Source organism: Ammoniphilus soli, assembly GCF_040813775.1.
This window is the reverse complement of sequence record NZ_JBEGDL010000006.1, coordinates 105,723-124,783: the sequence shown is the minus strand read 5'-3', so window position 1 is coordinate 124,783 and position 19,061 is coordinate 105,723. Positions and strand designations below refer to the sequence as shown.

At 41.8% G+C, this 19,061-nt stretch carries 20 protein-coding genes, 1 pseudogene and 1 riboswitch; of the genes and pseudogenes, 8 read left to right on the top strand and 13 right to left on the bottom strand.

Annotated features, from left to right (window positions below):
* Positions 1-11: 11 nt before the first annotated feature.
* From ABLT31_RS14245 to ABLT31_RS14230, 4 genes are all read right to left on the bottom strand, one after another.
* Positions 12-728, bottom strand: coding sequence for an SIR2 family NAD-dependent protein deacylase (locus ABLT31_RS14245; RefSeq protein WP_367752624.1), 717 nt, complete (start codon positions 726-728; stop codon positions 12-14).
* Between the two features lie 113 nt (positions 729-841).
* Positions 842-1,576, bottom strand: coding sequence for a Bax inhibitor-1/YccA family protein (locus ABLT31_RS14240; RefSeq protein ID WP_367752622.1), 735 nt, complete (start codon positions 1,574-1,576; stop codon positions 842-844).
* A 79-nt stretch (positions 1,577-1,655) separates the two neighbouring features.
* Positions 1,656-2,276: an HAD-IA family hydrolase gene (locus ABLT31_RS14235; RefSeq protein ID WP_367752620.1), complete on the bottom strand. Its 621-nt coding sequence runs from the start codon at positions 2,274-2,276 to the stop codon at positions 1,656-1,658.
* 18 nt (positions 2,277-2,294) lie between these two features.
* On the bottom strand, positions 2,295-2,723 hold the full coding sequence (locus ABLT31_RS14230; RefSeq protein WP_367752618.1) for an N-acetyltransferase: 429 nt from the start codon (positions 2,721-2,723) through the stop codon (positions 2,295-2,297).
* Positions 2,724-2,889: 166 nt separating this feature from the next.
* Between ABLT31_RS14230 and ABLT31_RS14225 the strand changes: the two genes are divergently transcribed.
* From ABLT31_RS14225 to ABLT31_RS14215, 3 genes are all read left to right on the top strand, one after another.
* Positions 2,890-3,390: a GNAT family N-acetyltransferase gene (locus ABLT31_RS14225; RefSeq protein WP_367752616.1), complete on the top strand. Its 501-nt coding sequence runs from the start codon at positions 2,890-2,892 to the stop codon at positions 3,388-3,390.
* A gap of 98 nt (positions 3,391-3,488) precedes the next feature.
* The gene (locus ABLT31_RS14220) at positions 3,489-4,013 is read left to right on the top strand and encodes a hypothetical protein (protein ID WP_367752614.1); all 525 of its coding nucleotides are present in this window, start codon (positions 3,489-3,491) and stop codon (positions 4,011-4,013) included.
* A 173-nt stretch (positions 4,014-4,186) separates the two neighbouring features.
* Positions 4,187-4,477 carry a hypothetical protein gene (locus ABLT31_RS14215; protein WP_367752612.1) on the top strand — a complete coding sequence of 97 codons (291 nt, stop codon included), beginning with the start codon at positions 4,187-4,189 and terminating at the stop codon, positions 4,475-4,477.
* Positions 4,478-4,756: 279 nt separating this feature from the next.
* On the opposite strand, the gene ABLT31_RS14210 is transcribed toward ABLT31_RS14215, so the two are convergent.
* From ABLT31_RS14210 to ABLT31_RS14185, 6 genes and pseudogenes are all read right to left on the bottom strand, one after another.
* A complete protein-coding gene (locus tag ABLT31_RS14210) occupies positions 4,757-5,191 on the bottom strand; it encodes a DUF1259 domain-containing protein (protein ID WP_367752610.1) in 435 nt (144 codons plus the stop codon).
* A gap of 89 nt (positions 5,192-5,280) precedes the next feature.
* A pseudogene (locus ABLT31_RS14205) lies at positions 5,281-5,513 on the bottom strand (DUF1989 domain-containing protein); the annotation flags it as partial.
* A 53-nt stretch (positions 5,514-5,566) separates the two neighbouring features.
* Positions 5,567-5,672, bottom strand: a riboswitch (guanidine-I (ykkC/yxkD leader).
* A 107-nt stretch (positions 5,673-5,779) separates the two neighbouring features.
* Positions 5,780-6,787, bottom strand: coding sequence for a DUF3231 family protein (locus ABLT31_RS14200; RefSeq protein WP_367752608.1), 1,008 nt, complete (start codon positions 6,785-6,787; stop codon positions 5,780-5,782).
* Positions 6,788-6,898: 111 nt separating this feature from the next.
* Positions 6,899-7,591 (bottom strand): response regulator transcription factor, encoded by a 693-nt coding sequence (locus ABLT31_RS14195; protein WP_367752606.1) that lies wholly within the window; start codon positions 7,589-7,591, stop codon positions 6,899-6,901.
* Complete coding sequence (locus ABLT31_RS14190; RefSeq protein ID WP_367752604.1) at positions 7,569-9,068, bottom strand: sensor histidine kinase; 1,500 nt, start codon at positions 9,066-9,068, stop codon at positions 7,569-7,571. The genes ABLT31_RS14195 and ABLT31_RS14190 overlap by 23 nt, the downstream gene beginning before the upstream one ends.
* A 55-nt stretch (positions 9,069-9,123) precedes the next feature.
* Positions 9,124-10,587 (bottom strand): S-layer homology domain-containing protein, encoded by a 1,464-nt coding sequence (locus ABLT31_RS14185; protein WP_367752602.1) that lies wholly within the window; start codon positions 10,585-10,587, stop codon positions 9,124-9,126.
* Positions 10,588-10,812: 225 nt separating this feature from the next.
* Here ABLT31_RS14185 and ABLT31_RS14180 point away from each other — a divergent pair, with 225 nt between their 5' ends.
* From ABLT31_RS14180 to ABLT31_RS14170, 3 genes are all read left to right on the top strand, one after another.
* Entirely contained in the window at positions 10,813-11,511 is a 699-nt protein-coding gene (locus ABLT31_RS14180; RefSeq protein ID WP_367752600.1) for a DUF421 domain-containing protein, read from the top strand.
* A 44-nt stretch (positions 11,512-11,555) separates the two neighbouring features.
* Positions 11,556-12,095 carry a DUF3231 family protein gene (locus tag ABLT31_RS14175; protein ID WP_367752598.1) on the top strand — a complete coding sequence of 180 codons (540 nt, stop codon included), beginning with the start codon at positions 11,556-11,558 and terminating at the stop codon, positions 12,093-12,095.
* A 366-nt stretch (positions 12,096-12,461) separates the two neighbouring features.
* A complete protein-coding gene (locus tag ABLT31_RS14170; protein ID WP_367752596.1) occupies positions 12,462-13,904 on the top strand; it encodes a SulP family inorganic anion transporter in 1,443 nt (480 codons plus the stop codon).
* Positions 13,905-14,019: 115 nt separating this feature from the next.
* Here the strand turns inward: ABLT31_RS14170 and ABLT31_RS14165 are convergent, their stop codons facing one another.
* Both ABLT31_RS14165 and ABLT31_RS14160 read right to left on the bottom strand, forming a co-directional pair.
* Positions 14,020-14,187, bottom strand: a complete 168-nt coding sequence (locus ABLT31_RS14165) for a hypothetical protein (protein WP_367752594.1) — start codon at positions 14,185-14,187, stop codon at positions 14,020-14,022.
* Between the two features lie 153 nt (positions 14,188-14,340).
* A complete protein-coding gene (locus ABLT31_RS14160; RefSeq protein ID WP_367752592.1) occupies positions 14,341-16,863 on the bottom strand; it encodes a PAS domain S-box protein in 2,523 nt (840 codons plus the stop codon).
* 310 nt (positions 16,864-17,173) lie between these two features.
* Here ABLT31_RS14160 and ABLT31_RS14155 point away from each other — a divergent pair, with 310 nt between their 5' ends.
* Positions 17,174-17,806: a Na-translocating system protein MpsC family protein gene (locus ABLT31_RS14155; protein ID WP_367752590.1), complete on the top strand. Its 633-nt coding sequence runs from the start codon at positions 17,174-17,176 to the stop codon at positions 17,804-17,806.
* A gap of 88 nt (positions 17,807-17,894) precedes the next feature.
* Positions 17,895-18,095 (top strand): Na-translocating system protein MpsC family protein, encoded by a 201-nt coding sequence (locus ABLT31_RS14150; RefSeq protein ID WP_367752588.1) that lies wholly within the window; start codon positions 17,895-17,897, stop codon positions 18,093-18,095.
* 109 nt (positions 18,096-18,204) lie between these two features.
* Here the strand turns inward: ABLT31_RS14150 and ABLT31_RS14145 are convergent, their stop codons facing one another.
* Complete coding sequence (locus ABLT31_RS14145) at positions 18,205-18,897, bottom strand: Na-translocating system protein MpsC family protein (RefSeq protein ID WP_367752586.1); 693 nt, start codon at positions 18,895-18,897, stop codon at positions 18,205-18,207.
* Between the last annotated feature and the right edge of the window lie 164 nt (positions 18,898-19,061).

Genomic DNA, 19,061 nt, shown 5'->3' with positions numbered 1-19,061 from the left:
TTCGCATATCCTTACCGAAGAAATTCCTCAACCGCCATAAGCGCTTCCCCCGCTTTACTATAGATGGCAAGATCAAATCGCTTGTCCTGATCCGTTGGCTCCAGATTAATGATAGCAATCTTCCCTTTTGTCATCTTGGGTAATTGGTTTACAGGGTACACTTGCAAGCTTGTCCCAATGACAACGACTAACTCCGCCATCCTTATTGCCGATATAGATTGATCCCAGGCTTCCTCAGGCAGCATTTCCCCAAATAAGACGACATTCGGCCGTAATTTCCCTCCGCATTTCCCGCATGGTTCCCCACCCAAGAACTGGTCCATTTCAACTGGAGCCGAACAATTGTGGCAACGGGCAGAACGAATCGAGCCATGCAATTCATATACTTTTTGACTCCCAGCTTTTTGGTGAAATCCATCCACGTTCTGGGTAGCAATGGCGCGAACGAGTCCTCTTTTTTCCCATTGGGCCAGAATGAAATGCCCCTCATGGGGTTGGCTATGTCCCAAGTCTTCCATTCTTGTTTTATAAAACTCATGGAACAAAGCATAGTTATCTTTCAAAGCTTGGACGGAAGCAACGGTTGTGGGGTCAATATTTTTCCACCAGCCGCTTTTTGACCGAAAATCCGGGAGACCGCTTTCCGTAGACATGCCTGCACCGGTTAAAACAACCGTATTATTGGATTCTTTCAGCCAAGCTGCTAATTGAGCCTCGGACTCGTTCATGATTTATCCCTCCAAAGGATATAAATGAATGGCGGGTTTCCCCATTTGAAAATTATACCACTCCAAATTATCTTACAAAAAGTCCCCCTGACTTAAGGAGGACTTCAAGGTGGTTAATCCCTGCTTCTAAACTTCGCAAGGAGCCTTAAGATCTCTAGATATAGCCAGACTAACGTAACGATGAGTCCAAAGGCCCCGTACCATTCCATATATTTGGGCGAACCATAATACGAGCCTTTTTCGATAAAGTCAAAGTCTAGCACAAGGTTTAGGGCCGCAATGATGACAATAAATATACTAATTCCGATCCCCATCCAACCGTTTTCATGAAGAAATGGTACCGACATACCCCAAAAGGAAAGTATGATATTTGCCAGATAAACTAATGCAATCGCTCCCGTAGCCGCTACAACCCCCAGCCTAAAGTTGTGTGTCACATTGATCATCCTAGACTTATAAGCCAATAGGAGAACAAACAACGTTCCAAAGGTAAGTGATACGGCTTGCATGGTAATGCCTCCAAAAGCCGCTTCATACCTGGCCGAAAGAGCGCCAATGAACAATCCTTCCAAAATGGCATAAATGGGAACCGTCACAGGTGAAAAAGAGGGCTTGAAGATCGTAATCAAAGCGACAAGGAAGCCACCAATGGTTCCAGTTAGCAGCCAAGGGCCGACATCTCCCCCTTCAAAATACATTTTCCATGTCAACCCTGCTGCTGCAATCAATAATATGAGGGCGATCAGGGTTTTGTTGACCGTTCCGGCCAACGTCATGACTTGGCCGATTTTTTGATACTTATACGATGCAAAGGTTGATTCCTTGAGCACCGGATTTCCGCTTCTCATACTTATCCCTCCCTATTGCTATATACGTCTTATGATAGAATATGATTCATTTTGTAAAATAAATCCGAGTTTCTGACATCTAGATCACCTGTAAAATTTCATCTGGTGCATCGACCATGTAGTCTGGCTTTTCTGCGTGAACCACCTCGATAGCGTCATACCCCCAGCTAACCCATATGATTCTAACCCCCGTTTTTTTGCAAGCCACTATATCTCTATGCTCGTCACCGACATATATAACTTCCGATGCTTCCAACTGGTTCCCTTTCAAAAATTTCGCAATCAGCTTATCTTTTCCGAAGATGCGACTGGAACATAGCACATGTGTGACATTTTCTATATGGTTCCGCTTTAAAAAGTTTCTAATAATATCCTCTGAATTCGAAGAGATGATTGCTATTTTATATCCTTTTTTCCCTAACTCTGTTAACAATTCCTTGACACCGCTATACAAATGAATATCTTGTATAGATTGTCGGTACAATTGATAGAGCTGCGGGATGATGATGGGCATCTTATACATAGGGAAATGCAATAGCTTGCTTCGTTCTTTAATAGATAATTTCTTCAAAGCGTCTAATTCATAAAGCTTCAGTTCTTTAAAATGATGTTTTTCAGCAAGCCGATTCCAAGCGGATACCATCACCCTCTTGGAATCAGCAAGTGTTCCATCAAAATCAAAAATAACGTATTTCAGCATACCTAGCTCCTTGCTCTCTTATTTTTTCCAGACCATAACATATTCCTTTTCAGATGTCTCGGCGTCCAGGGTCTCTTCTTTGATCACCCATTCATTCAGTAAATAAAAATTCACGGCTTGATGATTTTGTTGGTAAACTTTCAGCTTAATATGTTGATGATTATGTTTAACAAACTCTACTAAACGTTTTCCGTATCCTTTCTTCTGATGATCCGTATCCACAAACAAAGCTGCTAAATAATGATCTACCATCGATACAAAGCCGAGAATCCTTTCATCTTCTTCTAAAACATAGGTATCAGACTGGGGAAGATATGTATCCTTCATCTCTGGCTTCTTCGATGACCAATATTTCGGACTAATAAAATGATGGGCTTTAATAGATCCTTTAAACCAGATTTCAACGAGACGCTCTACATCTTCCTCACGGAATTTTCTTATTCGCATAGTAATTATACATCCTTTACTTTTTAACTTTGTCATCTTGTAGGACGAATCCTCAGCCAAAAAAATTACAAAGGATTCCAAATCCATCTTCCCTGCCTTGATTTTTCTTTCAGCTCTGTTAAACTGTGCTTATTTACGGTACCTTAACTACTTGGAGGGGAATCTCATGCATTTTCGGGAAATCAAACCGGATGAATTCGAGCATGTTTATGAAATGGGTTACAAAGAGTGGACAAAAGGAAGAACCTATGAGCAGTACGTGAAAGAAAATCAAAAAGAAGAAAAAAACGGTTCTCGTTTTGTGCTAGCTGATGATACGGATAAAATCATTGGCTCGCTGATCGTAATCACCTTCCGGATCCGTTTGTTTGATCAGACTCTTCCTCTCTACGGACTGGGCTCCGTCGCAATTGAGCAAGAAGAGCGAGGCAAAGGATACGGCAAGAGGTTGTTGGAGGAATGCTTGGCTGCCTTTGGTAAATCCGATAACTCCATCTTTATGCTATATAGTGATATCCACCCCAGCTTTTACCACCCTTTTCACTTTAAGGAGCTGCCTCATCACCTCCAGCGGTATGAAAAATCCATTTGTATGGTTCGCGCCCAGGATCCTATTTATCATGCGATTTGCCAACTGCCGGTGACACAGCTTCCAGCTTATTTTTAATCCTTATCCTGCCTTGGAAAAATTTTCTTTATAAGACTGAAACAAAAGCCGCTATTCGCGCGTTAAGAGTAATAGAACAGCCAAAGGATGGTGGTAAGATGAAAAAGTTAAGATATTGTGCCTTACCGTTGCTCGTTGCTCTTATGGTTAGCGGATGCGCTCCTGCAACAGAAAGCGGGCAACCAACCGCTCCCCCTTCTCATGATGCAGAATCATTTAAAACGTTAGAAAAAGAACAAATTCTTTCCTTAATGTCAGAAGCTACTGCCAAGGATCAAGCCTTTTACTCGGTGGAGTCCCATACTACGGACGAGATTTATTCGCACTTTGACACCCACTTTACTCGAAATTATATTGATTCGATTATACTTGGCGGAGGTAACCTGAAAAAGGAAAATGAAAAGTGGGTGCTTGCTCATATAGGCGGAGAATTTCTGGAAGGTACGTATTGGAATGAAATCAATCCAGACCTTGTGAAAATTGAAACTTCAAGTGATGGAAAGACCATCACTGTCACAAACCCGGTAGGAGACGGTCTTTACGCCCTACACCAGGAGATTATCACCATCGTGTATTCCGATAATACATGGAAAATAGATCAACTTGAGTGGGTGAAGGAATAACACCAAGGCTATTGGATCATATCAAACTAAAGAACTATACATTTTTCCATATTAGGGAATATTCATTGTGAACCCTTAATAGGGATTGAGATAATGGTCAGGAAACCTTTAAACAACATGGGGAGGGATTTCACCTGCTATTCTTTCTACCGCTTATTATAGGGTTCATCACGGTGTTTTTTCCATTGGCTGCCTTGGACATTCATAGATTGTCAAACATTTCGTTCGGATTTTTTGCCCTTTGGGTTGTCGTCTGGATGGGTTGGATGTCTATAGCCACTATTATCTCGCTGCTTCGTTCCTTTAAGGCATCTTCCACGAAAAGACAGACCAAAAAACGAACTGCAGCTTCAAGTGACAGTGGCAGCGGCTACTTTTCCTGGTCTAGCTCCGATTGTGATAACAACACAGCTTCTGGAAGCGATGGCGGGGGAGATTCGGGCGGCGGTGGGGGCGGAGACTAATCCCTATTCCATTTCATACGCCAGCCATTCCGATAATTGACCGCCCATTTTTTCATAAAGAGATTGAGCTGCCACATTATCCTTTGCAGTTTCCCATGTCATATGGGCAAAGTCATTGTCTCTTATATACGCTATTCCCCTTCAGTTGTTCCTTTATTTATTTCTACATTTGCTCATTCTATCACGAGGTTAGATATTCCCGGAAGGGTTGCAGGTTGTAAAAAAATCAAAAAGGATGCCGATTTCAATCGACACCCTTGCCAATCAATGAGCATTTTTTTATCGTTTGCTAGCGGTACGCTTCGGGCTAACGGGCTTGTTGGTTAAAACTCTTGATGCCCTTCGAACATTTCGAGCGAAGACTAGCGGCTCTTGTATGGCCTGCCAATGGATGTACCATATGTTTGGATTTGTAGACAGCCAGTGGTTATGAAGTGCCGATACTTGTATGCCTGCTCTCCGGAGTCGAGAGATAAAGGGGTTTATTTCCTGAGTAAGTATCACGGACTCGCCAAGACATAAAGCCCTGCCGTCTGCTCCCATACTCTCAAAGGAAATGCCGAAGGGAAGCGTGAATAGACCCTGGGAACGTCGGCCCATTATATTTACGTTGATATTGGTACGCAGCTTAGTTGCCACACACACCCCATTGACAACCTGTGCTTCACCGCCAAAAATTTCCCCAAACCGTCTGCAAAGTCGACTTACGCCCATTTTTTTACCACCTTTCTATTAGATAAGGTATTGTATTGGAAGATGATGACTTAAGAAACGGCGTTTGTCATGATAAGTCGAAATTGTGTCACCCGGCCATTGTCGCTCATGAGCACGTTCCCTTTTGTTAAATGGGCGGTGTGCTGAGCTTTCAAGGTATCCGGCATATTATAGCGCTCGGTGGTATCCTGGGCGTTGTATAAAAGTAAAGATACATTGGCGCCGTCTTCTAGCGCAGTAAACGTAAGCTGCTTTTTCCTCTTCCGATGCGGCTGGACCACTTTCCGCCAGCAGGGATGATTTTCGATGAAATAATACTCATAACGATCAGCCCTTTTTTGTATGAAAAAAAGGATAAAAGCCTGGGAGTCATTTATCTCCCAGGCTTTTATCCTTCCGTGTATACAGCATCCGCTGCACGCTTTCTCTTGGTCCAGGCTTTAAAGATGAAACTTTAAACGGAACCCCAGAGAGCAAGTTTTGTTCTCGATTATCTTAACGAGAACCCGTATGTAGTTCTTACTTTGGAGTATACACGGTTAGGGCTAAGCCTGAAGTGGTGATGTCAGATTTACTCACATAGAATTTCTATTCTTCCTTATTCAAATGCTTTCTGTCAAGAGTTTGAGGCGGCGATTCCAGCCAGCCATTTTGGATCATAAGCTCGGCTCCATCCAGAGTATACTCACCAACCTCTGTTGAAAGACGAACATAATTGGCAGCTATATCTTTTCTAAAGCTCGCAGCAGAGGCAGTAGCTAAATTGGATAGTCCTGATGCCCCTAAAACCCCAACATGAAACATCAATAGTTTATCTGAAAACGGTGGTACAGTGGAGTCCGAAACATCCATATCCCACTCCATCGGGGCGGAAACGTCATATTCGAGCAGTGTGTCAGAAAATATTTGTACTTGTTTTTTACTTAATTCTTTCCCCCTTATCATATACTCGTAAACTTGTCTTGATTTTGCGACTTGAGCAAATCCGGTTACTAAAGTTTGAGCTACTCGATTCGCCTCTAAGTTCGCGTAAAGGTGGGTAATTTCGATTACATTAAGGGGTCTTGTGCTCGAAAAAAAACTACCCAGATAACTCTGTTTTTGAACAAAGTCCACTTCATTGGATATATAAACGAATGGGGTCCTTATAAATAGTCCTTTTGATAAAAGCAGATTTGCAGTTTTATTGTAGAGGGTAACAGAAGAGGCTATCCATTCGCTAAATAAATCACGAATGTCAGAACGTGCCAGTGTCGCCAAAGTCACTCCGTATATAGACGCTCCTATCTTAGCCATATGTTTCAGATAATACATGTGAAAGTAATCGGAGAACAAGCGTGGCGCATCAGCATTGACATCTTCGCCTCTAAAGCCCATCGGAATATATATTTTTTCTTCCTGGAGCACTTCAACGATTTGACTGACAATTTTTTTCGAAGTATTTAACGCATATTCTAAAACGGATTTTATATCTTGGTCCTCTGTATTCTTTATGAAATAATGAATTACACAAATAGACATGGTGTTATTCATATAGGCACTCCACAAGCTTCCTATCTCTGAAGAAGTGAGCTTTGCTGTATGCTCTGATGCCATCTGTTTCCTCCTCCGTATGGATATATTTCTTTCGATTATTTTCTCCCATCACAGGAATTTCATTTGTTAAAATTAAAAAAGTTCACCTGCATGAGGTGAACCTTTTTAAAGTTACACGGTCAATCGGTATCCTGCTCCCCAAATCGTCTCGATATATTTGGGATTGGATGGGTCCATCTCAATTTTTTCGCGCAATTTTCGAACATGAACGGTAACCGTCGCAATATCCCCAGTCGATTCATAGCCCCAAATCTGTTCAAAGAGATGCTCCTTGCTGAAGACCTGGTTTGGGTGCAGCACTAAAAATGTAAGGAGATCGAATTCTTTTGCCGTTAGCATGACCTCCTTTTCGTTTACGTGGACCCTTCGTGATTTCCTGTCGATGCGCAGACCCCGAATTACCAATTCATCACCCCGCTGTGGGTCCCGATTCCCAGACAACCGGTCATACCGCGATAGATGGGCTTTTACCCTGGCAACCAATTCTCCAGGACTAAACGGCTTCATGACATAATCATCCCCGCCTAAGCCAAGGGCCCTAATCTTATCAATCTCCTCTTTCTTAGCCGATACAAATAAAATAGGAATATCCTTCTGGGCTCGCAGCCTCCTGCAAATTTCAAATCCATCGATATTAGGCAACATGATATCCAAAATTACCAAATCATATGGCTCTTTTAATGACTGTTTTACGCCTTGTTCCCCGTCATGCTGAATGTCCACTGAAAAACCATGAATCTCTAGATAATCTCTTTGCAATTCGGCAATGCTTGCCTCATCTTCAATGATCAAGATCCTTTTCAATCTGATCCACCTTCCTGTCTACCTTCAACAAAGTAAAGAAAATGGCCGTTCCTCTTCCCCGTTGGCTTGCTGCCCAAATTTTTCCGCCGTGCTGCTCGATAATGTGTTTAGCAATCGCTAACCCTAAACCACTTCCTCCCGTTATACTGCTCCTTGACAGCTCCTCGCGAAAAAAACGGTCAAAAATATAAGGGATAGCATCCTCCGAAATACCTGAACCATTATCCTCAATTTGAATCATGATTTGATTCGGGGATGGGGCTTGTGATAGGCGTAGCCTAAGGCTTTTATGTTCCTTATCCATATACTTCATACTGTTTTCGATTACATTAGAGAAAACGCGCTTCAGCTTTTCCCTGTCAGCCCGAACAAAAACCGGATCATCGAACTCATGGTCAAACTCTAGCCTGATTCCTTTTTCCCCTAAGTCAAAATGAAGCTCTTCAATATAATCGGAGACGAACTGAACGATTTCTACTTCATCGAATGTAAAAGGATCTTTCTTTAAATCGAGTTTAGAGAACAAAAACAATTCATCAATCAACTGATTCATGGCGACCGTTTTCGAGTAGATTGTAGCAAGATATTTTTCCATTTTCTCCGGGGTATTGGCCACTCCATCCCGAATTCCTTCCACATACCCCTTTATCGTTGTGATGGGAGTTTTTAAATCATGAGAAATGTTTGAAAGCAGTTCTTTTCGGTTCTTTTCATATTGAAATTGCAGCTCAATCGAATCTTTTAGCCTCCTTCGCATTTCTTCAAAGGCGACAACCAATTTTCCAATCTCGTCATTCGATCTTGTTCTTAAGCCGCTTTGCAAATGACCTTCTTTAATTTTCTCTGCGGCAACTTTTAGTTCCTCCAAAGGCTTAATGATGCTTCGGGATACTAGATAATTTAACAGTCCGTTCGTTAGAATAATAACCGCGATAAAAATCGCAACGAGAATAGGAAGCCATTTTCTTGCCAACTCTCCGTAAGGACTGACTTCCTTGAGAACATATAGACTCCCTCTACTTTGTTCATCAAAATTAAAATCAAATTTGACATACGTAAAGAATTGATTTCCGTTTTCTAACGTATCTCTTACCTTAATATTGGCCATTTCATACGGAGGAAGCGTCCATTCCATAGGGTTCACGTGCAGCGAGGGAGAGGAATAGAGAATCTCCTCTTCCCTTCTGACCACTAGCCCCGATGAAACCGATATCAGCCTATGGTCAATCTCTCTTAGCAGTTTAATATCCAACAGCCTCTCCGGATTTTTTTTGGCCAAATATTTCGCGTCCAAAAATACGCTTTCCTCCTGAGGGGTTAGTGGCTTTATGAGATATTGACTGGTGTAAAACTGCTGTACCCCCTTCAAATCTCCTGTATTGGCAATGGCTATCACAAAGCCCAAGCTGACAATCGACAAAATCGTAACCATCAGCATGGCCGAATAAGCCAATAATAGACGTTGCTTAATGGACATATTCATCCCCTCGGTCCAAGGTGAGTCTCTTCTACTGAGTATAGGTATCCGTGCTTTATTTTTTTACTTTGAGGAAAATCCCATCAGCCTTGGCCCACTTCCCTACCGGCTCGATTTGGTAAGTCATTCCCGGAGTAAATGCGCCATCACCTTTGATCATGAATAGACCCGTATCTCCCTTTCGCGACTGCAATTCATATTCCGCCATCATTTCGGTACCGTCCGTACCTTTAAGCTTCACTTGGCGAAACGCAAACATCTCATCCTTTGGATCCTCTTTCAACGTTACAGCAAATTTGCTAGCGTCCACTTGGTCTGCCCTCTTTATCTCCAGGGGAGCCGTATCAACGGCTACAAAGCTTGCCTCTTTAATTGTCATCCAATCGGAAGTAACAGTATACTTGACGCCAGGCTTCAGCTCCATACCTTGAGGCAATCGGAATTTGGGCTCTTGTTTACCGTCCGTCGATTGGGTGAAACCGACATAGTTGGCTACCATAGGTTCTTCACCTTCAGGAGTAATGGTAACGCTTCTGTTCCTTAACGAAGATATAACTTCATAGCTTTTTCCTTGATTATGGCTAAGATCATCCAAGATCAACGCATGCTTGCCACGCATAGCCGAATAAGCGGAAATTACATATCCGTAATCAACTACACCGTCTTCTTTCAGCGAGTCAACTTCAAATGTATCGAACGCTACCTGACGCGCCTCATTCATCGTAATTTTTTCCTCACTTCCGCCAAAGCTAACCGCTTGCTTTCCTTTGTAATTAAGCATATAAGCTATATCCGGATTCTGTGTCGCCGTAGGTACGATATAAGTGGCAAGCGAACCCGTTTTAAGGCGCGGTTGATTGACGATCGTCAAACCATGGTCAAATGCAAAATTTCCGATCGCGGTCTCAAGGCTTTCATCCTTTAAGGTAAGAGGTGCAGAGAATTTGATCTGCAGTGTAATTTTGTTTAACGGCTGCATTTCCACAATTTCGGCATTTTCAGAACGTATGGATTTTTGTGCTGTGATAAGCAGCTGAGCCACTTCACCGCGCGTAACTTGGTTCTTGTCCGAGTTGAAATCGTTCATCCAATATTTTACGGACATCACATCCCTTTGCAAAGCCTTCGCAACGATTTCGGCTAGCTCATCCTGAGTAACAGGAGCATGTGGATGAAACTTCCCGTTCTCTTTTTCCATAATTCCTAACGCTAATACCTTATTTACATTTTCATAATACCATTGGTTTGATTCTGTTGCATTTAAGCCATCGGTAGCTCCTGCATGATCTTTTAAACCTAAAGACAGGACGATCATATGGGCCAACTCTGCTTGGGTTACCCGTTTTTCAGGCTTTAACGTTCCGTCTCCATATCCAACAAGCACACCTTGCTGTACAAGCTGTTGAACAGCCATTTCCCCTTTATTCTCCTCCGCCAGCGTGTGAAAAGGAACAAGTGAATGAATTCCGACCATAACGGTCGCAGCGAGTGCTATCCCCATTTTCTTTCTATTTAACATTGTGATCTCCCCTTTATCCTTATTTTAATTCTACGAGTTCATATTAACTCTCAGATATTAATAAACGAGATATGAGAAATTAAATTTTTCTTAACAACATCTAATGTTTTTATAAAAAGAAGGCAGCCGTTTCGTCGTTTCCCTAATAGTCTCGATGTTTAAAGTGCTTGAAAATTATCCATCCTTATACTTAGACCTTTTAACTCCAAAGGAAGGAATGTTTCAATGTACTCTTATATTGATATCGGCATAAGGGCTGTCCTTTCCTTCTTTGTCCTCATGCTCCTCATTCGTTTTCAAGGAAAAAAGCAAATTGCCCAGTTCACTTATTTTAACTATGTCAATGGAATCGTGATCGGTTCGTTGGCGGCCAATATTATTTGGATCAGGGATGTATCGCTATTGGAAGGTATTTATATTATTTTTCTGTGGGGAAGCATTACTTGGTTTATTAACTTTTTATCGCTAAAAAGTCTTTTTCTTCGGAAGCTATTTGAAGGAGAACCGATCTATTTAGTGAAGGACGGTCATATTCTTGAACCGAATTTAAGAAGGGAGAATCTGACATTAGAAGACTTAACCTCGATGATTCGGCATCAGAATAACTTTGCTTTAGCAGACGTTGAACTCGCCATCCTGGAAATTGATGGCGGCTTAAGTGTACAAACCAAAAGTAATGCGCAAATTGTTACCCGTGGGGATTTAAATCTGGAAGAAAAGCGATTCGGCATTGCCTTGCCTATTATTATCGATGGTGTTTTATTGGAACATAACTTAAAGTCCAATCATATTTCAAAACATTGGGTCGAAAAGACTTTGGCTAATAAAAACGTAAACCTCGAGGATGTATTTTATATGGAACTGGGGATAAATGGCGAAGTGAAATTGGAAAAGAAAGATAGCGATAGTTTACCGCAGTCTTAAAATAAGTATAATATGGTAATAACTGTAAAAGAGGAGGTGTCATCTTGCCAAACTATATCGAAGCCCTTCGGAGTGTTTTTAATACTATTGTTGACGATGAACCTAAACCCTTGTTAAATATTATTGAAGCTTCCTTTTCTTGGCTATATTACGGGGTTGTCAAGGAAGCCATGGCATTTGAAGAAGCAGGGCTAAATACCACTGTGGATGATGAACTAAAAGGCATGCTAAAGGATGCGATAAAACTATGTTCTGACCATGCCAAACAATTGGAGAAATTTATGAGGGAAGAAGGAATCTCACTGCCACCCGTGTCTGAGCCAAAACCATTTTCTGACCCAAATGATATCCCCTTAGGGGTCAAATTAACCGATGACGAAATCTCAAATGGCTTAGCATTAAAAATCATGGCCATGTCTACCAATGCCTCAACGGCAGCGGCCCAATGCGTCAGAACAGACGTGGGAGCAATGTGGGTCCAAATTTTGAATGAATCCCTCGCCTATGGGATGACCTTAAAAACAAAGATGAGAAAAAGAGGGTGGGCTAAGCTGCCGCCAGCCTATACGCCGCCAGGAGTTTAAAGTGTCAGTTTATCCATATTTTGAATGGTTACATAAATGAAAAATGTGCTTATAATATAAAAGGAACAATTAATGATTCCAATCCGATAGGTTACTATAGGTTGCAGCCCCCTGCTGCATATGTTGATGCTGGTCTTCATGGCCGGCATCTTTTTTTATGATCTTTAATTAAATTAAATCAGCTTGAATCCTAAAGTATTGACTAGTATTTTAGATTCCCTCTTCAATGTTAGGGCTTTCATCAAGGGTTGTCCGTATAGCCAAGCTGGTAATGTTCATGTATAATTCACAATTAGGTACAACGGCTCCGACTTTTCTGAGAGAGAAAAGTCATTTATTAAAAAATTAAATAGGAAGAGGTTAATTATGAACTTGAAGCAAGAATGGTTCTGTAACATTCGAGGTGACGTACTGGCAGGGATCACTGTGGCACTAGCCTTGATACCGGAGGCAATTGCGTTTTCCATCATTGCAGGAGTTGACCCGATGGTGGGGCTATACGCATCGTTCTGTATTGCTGTAGTCATCGCTTTTGTTGGTGGGCGTCCAGCGATGATTTCAGCAGCAACGGGGGCCATGGCATTACTCATGGTTAACCTGGTAAAGGATCATGGCTTAGAGTATTTGCTCGCCGCAACGGTATTAACCGGGATCATACAGCTTATCCTGGGTTTCCTGAAGGTGGGCAGATTTATTACCTTTGTCCCTCACTCTGTCATGATTGGATTCGTGAATGCTCTAGCCATCCTAATCTTCATGGCTCAATTGCCGCACTTTGTCGGTGAGTCATGGCAAATGTATGTGATGGTAGCAGCGACATTAGCTATTATTTATATCTTACCTCGTTTCACAAAAGCTGTTCCATCTGCACTGGTTGCCATTATCATCATGACGGCGATCGCGATTTATGGCGGATTCAACGGACGCACGGTAGGTGATATGGGAGAGATTACTCGTGCTTTGCCTGTATTCCACCTGCCTAACATTGAATTATCTCTGCAAACCTTATGGATTATCCTGCCGTATTCCATCACGCTGGCCATTGTCGGTTTGTTGGAATCCTTATTAACGGCTACCATTATTGATGAAATGACAGAAACTAAAAGCTCGAAAGATAAAGAGGTTAGAGGTCAAGGAATCGCCAATATGGTCACAGGATTTTTTGGAGGAATGGCCGGTTGCGCCATGATAGGCCAATCCGTCATTAATGTCCAATCGGGAGCTAGAGGACGTTTATCTACTCTTGTAGCGGGTGTATTCCTCCTGTTCCTCATTATCGTTCTAGGCGATGTCGTCAAGCAGATTCCGATGGCTGCCCTGGTTGGGGTCATGATTATGGTTTCTATCGGAACGTTTGATTGGCAATCCCTTAAGACATTACCACGGACGCCGCGACCGGACGCTGTCGTTATGATTGTTACCGTAGCAATCGTAGTAGCTACTCACGACCTGGCTAAAGGAGTCATTGCTGGCGTAATCATGAGTGCCCTCAACTTCGGATGGAAAATGGCTCGCATGAAGACAATGACAAGCATGGAGAATGGAGCAAAAGTCTACAAAATATCCGGTCAAATGTTCTTTGGCACAATGAACCATTTCGTTGAAGAGTTTAATTACAACGAAGATCCGGATTGCATTGTAATTGACTTCAGCAACTCCCACGTTTGGGATCATTCCGCTGTAACGGCAATCGCGAAAGTGATTTATAAATACCAAAAACTCAATAAGCGTGTAGAAATTATCGGTTTGAATGAAGAAAGTCAGCAATTGGTTAACCAGGTCGGCTTATCTTCTCCCTCAGGGCATTAGTAGCATTGAGCCTTGCTTGTACCTTGAATAAAAGAGACAGGATTCCTGTCTCTTTGTTTTTGCAGCAAAAATAAAAAAGAGTCCGTTTGATGAACTCTTTTACATCTTTCTGCATTCATTGCTGCATAAAAATTGCAGTTAATAAAGCTGCAGCATATTTAAGAGGATGATATTTAAGATGCCGATTTTTCTCAAGGATTTCTTTCAGTTCCTTTTTTGATTCTTCTTTGTCGCTCTCCCATGACTCAAGGGCTTTCCTACGATATTGAGATTCAAAAATCACTATCAATCCCCCAATCGGTCATACTTTGAAAACGCTTACCATCATTATACGCTTTATGATACATTAATCCAAATGATTTTTGTTTGAATATTCAATATTTATATCAACTCCAATTCAAAGGAACGGGAGCCCCTTCCTCTTTTTTCAATACTTCTATTTCTTCCCTTCATGCGCTAGAGGAAAAATCACCTCAATCGTGGTTCCAAGGTTTACTTCGCTCATAATATGTACTTCGCCCCAGTGGTTTTCAATGATTTCCTTGCTGACCATATAACCTAATCCTGTTCCTTTTTCTTTTGTCGTAAAGAAAGGCTGACCTAGCTTCGCGCGCACCTCTTCTGGCATGCCAACCCCCTCATCAATAAAACGGATGGCGATTTGGTCATCATGGATTACCCTGGTTTGAATTACTAATTTACCGCCTGTAGGCATTGCTTCAATCGCATTCTTGATGTAATTAATAAAGACTTGCTTGAGTTGGTTCTCGTCACAATTAATATAGTTGTCGCCCGTTTGAAACTCTGAAACCATCTCCACATTGTTTAGAATGGCTTGCGTATCTAGGAGCGTGATGACCTGAGCCAATAATCCTTTAATTTCTTTTCGTTCGAATTTGCTGATCTGGGGCTTTGCAAGCATCAACAGTTCACTTAGAATCTGTTCTATCCGTTCAATTTCAGAAGACATAATATCAAAATATTCCGTCTTGTTACCGACTCCGGATTTCATTAACTGGACAAACCCTTTGATGGCCGTAATCGGATTTCGGATCTCATGGGCGATGCCGGCAGCCAATTGCCCTGCCACCGATAATTTCTCGGTGTGTTTCAAAATTTCCTGGGATTTCTTCCACTCCGTGATGTCCCTCAACGTTATCGACCAGCCATCCATCTGCCCTTCTACATCGTTGATTGGCGAAATGGATAACTGTACATTCAAGGCAGACCCATCTTTTCGCAAATGAATGGTTTCTGCCCCTATAATCGAATTTCCTTTTTTGACCTCAGATTCAAATTTCATCACTTCATCGATACCTTGAGATGGGACAAATGGCAATTCCTTTAATCCTAAGCCGATGATCTCTTGTTTGGTCCAGCCAAACGTTTTTTCAAACGCCCGATTCGTACGCAATATAGTCCCTTCCATATCAAAAACCAAAATCGCATCCACCATATTTTCAATAAAGGATTCTAATTGTTTGGTTTTCTCTTTCAGTCTATCCTCAACTTTTTTTCTGGGCGTGATATCACGACAAGTGCCTGTGATCCCTACCACTCTCCCTTGGCTGTCAACAATAGGAGAGAGCGCTGCACTGACATCAAGTAAGCTTCCGTCTCTCCTCTGGCGAATGGTTTCTATACCCGCCATGGAGATCCCTTTCTTTACGCGTTCATGGTTATGTTGAATGGACTCTTTCAGAAAATCCGGTACAATCGGTAACTTTCTTCCGAGCACGTCCTCAGCAGACCAATCAAAAAGCGTCTCGAAGGCGGGATTGATCTCCAAAACCCGATCTTCCATATCAATGACCCAAATCGCATCGGCATTATTCATAACTAACGATTGAAGTCTATCTTTCGCCTTCCTCAGTTCATCGTCAGCTAGTTTGCGATCTGTAATATCACGGCTGATTCCTATAGCATGGAATTTTTCCCCTTGCTCGTTTGTCCTGGTCTTAACCGATGTTTCAATCCAAACGTAGTGACCGTTTTTATGCTTGATGCGGCGGACCAAAATGTCCTCGTTGGCGTTGTCTGTCAGGTTTCCCTTTTTAAATTCCTTTGCATCGTCTGGATGCCAAAAATCATACCTGATCGAACCGATCACTTCCTCCGGTTCGTACCCCAGCAGCGCTCGGATCGAAGGGGATACATATGATATCCGGCCTTCGGGAGATGTAATAGAAATAATATCCCGAGAATTTTCAGAGATGAGTTGGAATAATTCCTCGCTTTGCCTCAAACTTTCCTGTTCAGCAATGCGCTCCGTAATGTCTTTAGCAATGCCGTATACCCCAACAACCTCATCATCGACGATGATGGGCATATTCGCCACATCGACATGGACGATGCGTCCGTTTTTGTGTATTGCTTTTGTTTGGTATCTCTGCGTCATGCCATTGGCAGCAGTCCGATAGTGCTGGATGGTTCTCTCCAGGTCATCTTCAGGCACGAGCGGAATAAACGATTGCTGCAACAATTCCTCTTCACTGTAGCCTAGCAGCTTGACCATGGCTGGATTCACACTAAGGTAATTTCCGTCCAAATCAAAAGAAAATACTGCATCCGGATTATGCTGGAAAAGCGATTGATAATGTTCTTCTTTTTGGGCGACTGCCATCTTTTTCTTTGTAACATCCTGAAAATATACGCTCAAACCATTTTCTGACGGATAAGCCCTCACATCAAACCATGTTTTCAGAGGCGGAAAAAAAGCATCGAATGTAACCGGCGCTTGTTCACAAACCGCTTTATGATACCATTCATAAAACGGTAAATGGATGGCATCCGGGAATTCGGACCATACATGCTTGCCAATCAAATCATCACGACTCCGAAACAGTAGACGAGAAGCTTCCGCATTAACATAGGTAAATTTCCAGTACTCATCTAAGGCAAAAAATCCATCCTTAATCCTCTCTAGTATTTCGAACGCATCTACTGGTGGGGTGTCCATCCGTAAACCCTCCTTAAGTTTCGCCTTTATACCCTTATGCGTATAAAAAAAGCCAAAATAGAACGCATCATGCTTTCTATTTTGGCTTATGTAATAGCTCAATTAAAAATTGTCTATACCATCATCCAAAAATCGTATTAAAAAGTATCTTTTTCATGGATTGGGGAGTACATAGGAAACTTGAGATCATGTCTTTTTACCATGGCATCCATTTTAATAATAATTTAATTAATCAATAATTTCAACAGAATAGGGAAATATATATTACGACATTTCCTCGATTCGCTCCAGAAAGTGAGGTTTCATCCCTATGTCATCCATAAGTCAGCAAAAATTATTGGACATTATCAGCTTTACAAGCAAATTGTTGAGAAAAAATTTTGGCCGGGGTCCAGAATCTTGCCAAGCCTTTGTCAATCATCAATATCTTGTTTTTTACATACGAGGATTTCTATCTCCGATGGAGTCTGTTTTACTTGAAAATGGAAATGCAGATAATATTGATATTTCACGCGGCATCGTCATGCAGTCCGTTCTCGCTCAATTGAAAGGCGCACTCGAGCTCCAATTTGAACAAGATGTAAGAGACTTTTATCATGATTGGAATTATCCCAATAATACGGGAACCATAATCGTCGTATTTGAACGTGAGCTTACAGCCCTTGATCCGAATATAGAACAGTTCCCTGAATCCACAGCTCTAAAAGAAGAAGTTTCTCGAATTAGCTTCTTGGTTGAAAAAGTTCCAGAACAAGTCGAAGCTTATCGAATTTCACCCAAACTTTATCTCGTCAAACGTGTAGGGATTCTTGTGCCCATTGAAAAAGCATTGATTGCGAAAGGATTCCAAAATACGCTTGTCGCTACCAAGGATGATTTGGAGAAAGCCCTATTACCACAGGGACGGACGATTCGAAGAGATCTTCAACCAGTCTGTAGCTGATATTTTTGTAGATTGGAATCTGCATGAAGACAATAGCATGATGTGCTTTGTGCTTAAATAACAAGGGGGGAAGGGAGCCATTAAACTCATGCAGGATATGAAAGAACAACAGGAAAAGATGGCAGACTACATCTCCTCTTTGCTGAAAGAAAGCTTCGGTAAAGCACCTGATGATGTTTCCGTTACTTTCAACGGGACATTTTTCACGATTTATTTGCGAAATTTCCTCTCCCCTTCCGAAAATGCGCTATTGGAGCAGGATCAAGAAGTATCATGGTTTTTATTTTAAACCCCAAGGAATTAAAAAGAAAAAGCGACTTAGATAATGCAGAGCTAGTCTAAGGAGTGGAGATACTGCCACTCCTTCACATATCCTTTGACTTGACTGGGAGCTACAGTTACCTTAGGACAAAACAAGCCAAACTATTATCTTCAATTAAATTACTATCAACAAAGATATCAGCTATAGGCTGCTTAAAGACATCTTTAAAACGGCCATCTGGTTCATAGTAGCTTTTCTCTAAATCAGTAATGGTTTCAAGAAGAAGCTGCAGGTAGCCTTTTGCGATTAACGCTTTTTCAAGGGGAATCAAAATCCCTGTACGCTTCACAAGATACAGCTTGGGAGAAATTCGATAAACATCTGTTTTTTCCGGTTTCTTTTGAATAAGAGCGCTGATCCGCTCGACTTCATCAATTAAAGGATGGCGTTCGGGGAATTGTTCCAATTCCTCATTAACAAGTGTAATATTCCCCTCAAAAACTACGGTAATCATCCCCGTGTTCCTAACGTAATTCCAATCGTGGTAAAAATCCTGCACATCTTGCTCGAACTCCAGTTCAAGAATCCCTTGTAAATTGGCAAGAACGGCTTTCATAACAATATTTCGTGAAAAATTGATGTGATCAACGTTTCCGTTGGCAAGCAAGATCGCTTCCATCGGTGACAAAAATCCACGGATATAAAAAACGAGATAACGATGATTAACGAATGCATTGCAGGAGTCTGGCCCTCTGCCAAAATTTTTTCTTAGCAGCTTGCTGGTTAAACCACTGATGTCAACTAACTTTTGCTGGATTGGGGCTGACATATCGTTAAAGCCTCACTTTCGACAACCGAATAAAGGTGCAAATTTTTATAATAGCCATTCCTATTTTCCTAACCAAACGAAAAGCTCCTACAATGCGGAGTTCACAATGTGGGAGCTTTGTATTGCATTCAATTGTCTAAGGACGACCCGTTTCTATAAGGCCC

Coding starts and splice junctions, on each gene's coding strand:
- ABLT31_RS14160 (WP_367752592.1), bottom strand. CDS start 16,863: ATGGACACCCCACCAGTAGATGCGTTCGAAATACTAGAGAGGATTAAG.
- ABLT31_RS14230 (WP_367752618.1), bottom strand. CDS start 2,723: ATGCGAATAAGAAAATTCCGTGAGGAAGATGTAGAGCGTCTCGTTGAA.
- ABLT31_RS14155 (WP_367752590.1), top strand. CDS start 17,174: ATGTCATCCATAAGTCAGCAAAAATTATTGGACATTATCAGCTTTACA.
- ABLT31_RS14185 (WP_367752602.1), bottom strand. CDS start 10,587: ATGTTAAATAGAAAGAAAATGGGGATAGCACTCGCTGCGACCGTTATG.
- ABLT31_RS14145 (WP_367752586.1), bottom strand. CDS start 18,897: ATGTCAGCCCCAATCCAGCAAAAGTTAGTTGACATCAGTGGTTTAACC.
- ABLT31_RS14220 (WP_367752614.1), top strand. CDS start 3,489: ATGAAAAAGTTAAGATATTGTGCCTTACCGTTGCTCGTTGCTCTTATG.
- ABLT31_RS14210 (WP_367752610.1), bottom strand. CDS start 5,191: ATGGGCGTAAGTCGACTTTGCAGACGGTTTGGGGAAATTTTTGGCGGT.
- ABLT31_RS14225 (WP_367752616.1), top strand. CDS start 2,890: ATGCATTTTCGGGAAATCAAACCGGATGAATTCGAGCATGTTTATGAA.
- ABLT31_RS14235 (WP_367752620.1), bottom strand. CDS start 2,276: ATGCTGAAATACGTTATTTTTGATTTTGATGGAACACTTGCTGATTCC.
- ABLT31_RS14240 (WP_367752622.1), bottom strand. CDS start 1,576: ATGAGAAGCGGAAATCCGGTGCTCAAGGAATCAACCTTTGCATCGTAT.
- ABLT31_RS14190 (WP_367752604.1), bottom strand. CDS start 9,068: ATGTCCATTAAGCAACGTCTATTATTGGCTTATTCGGCCATGCTGATG.
- ABLT31_RS14150 (WP_367752588.1), top strand. CDS start 17,895: ATGCAGGATATGAAAGAACAACAGGAAAAGATGGCAGACTACATCTCC.
- ABLT31_RS14245 (WP_367752624.1), bottom strand. CDS start 728: ATGAACGAGTCCGAGGCTCAATTAGCAGCTTGGCTGAAAGAATCCAAT.
- ABLT31_RS14170 (WP_367752596.1), top strand. CDS start 12,462: ATGAACTTGAAGCAAGAATGGTTCTGTAACATTCGAGGTGACGTACTG.
- ABLT31_RS14200 (WP_367752608.1), bottom strand. CDS start 6,787: ATGGCATCAGAGCATACAGCAAAGCTCACTTCTTCAGAGATAGGAAGC.
- ABLT31_RS14180 (WP_367752600.1), top strand. CDS start 10,813: ATGTACTCTTATATTGATATCGGCATAAGGGCTGTCCTTTCCTTCTTT.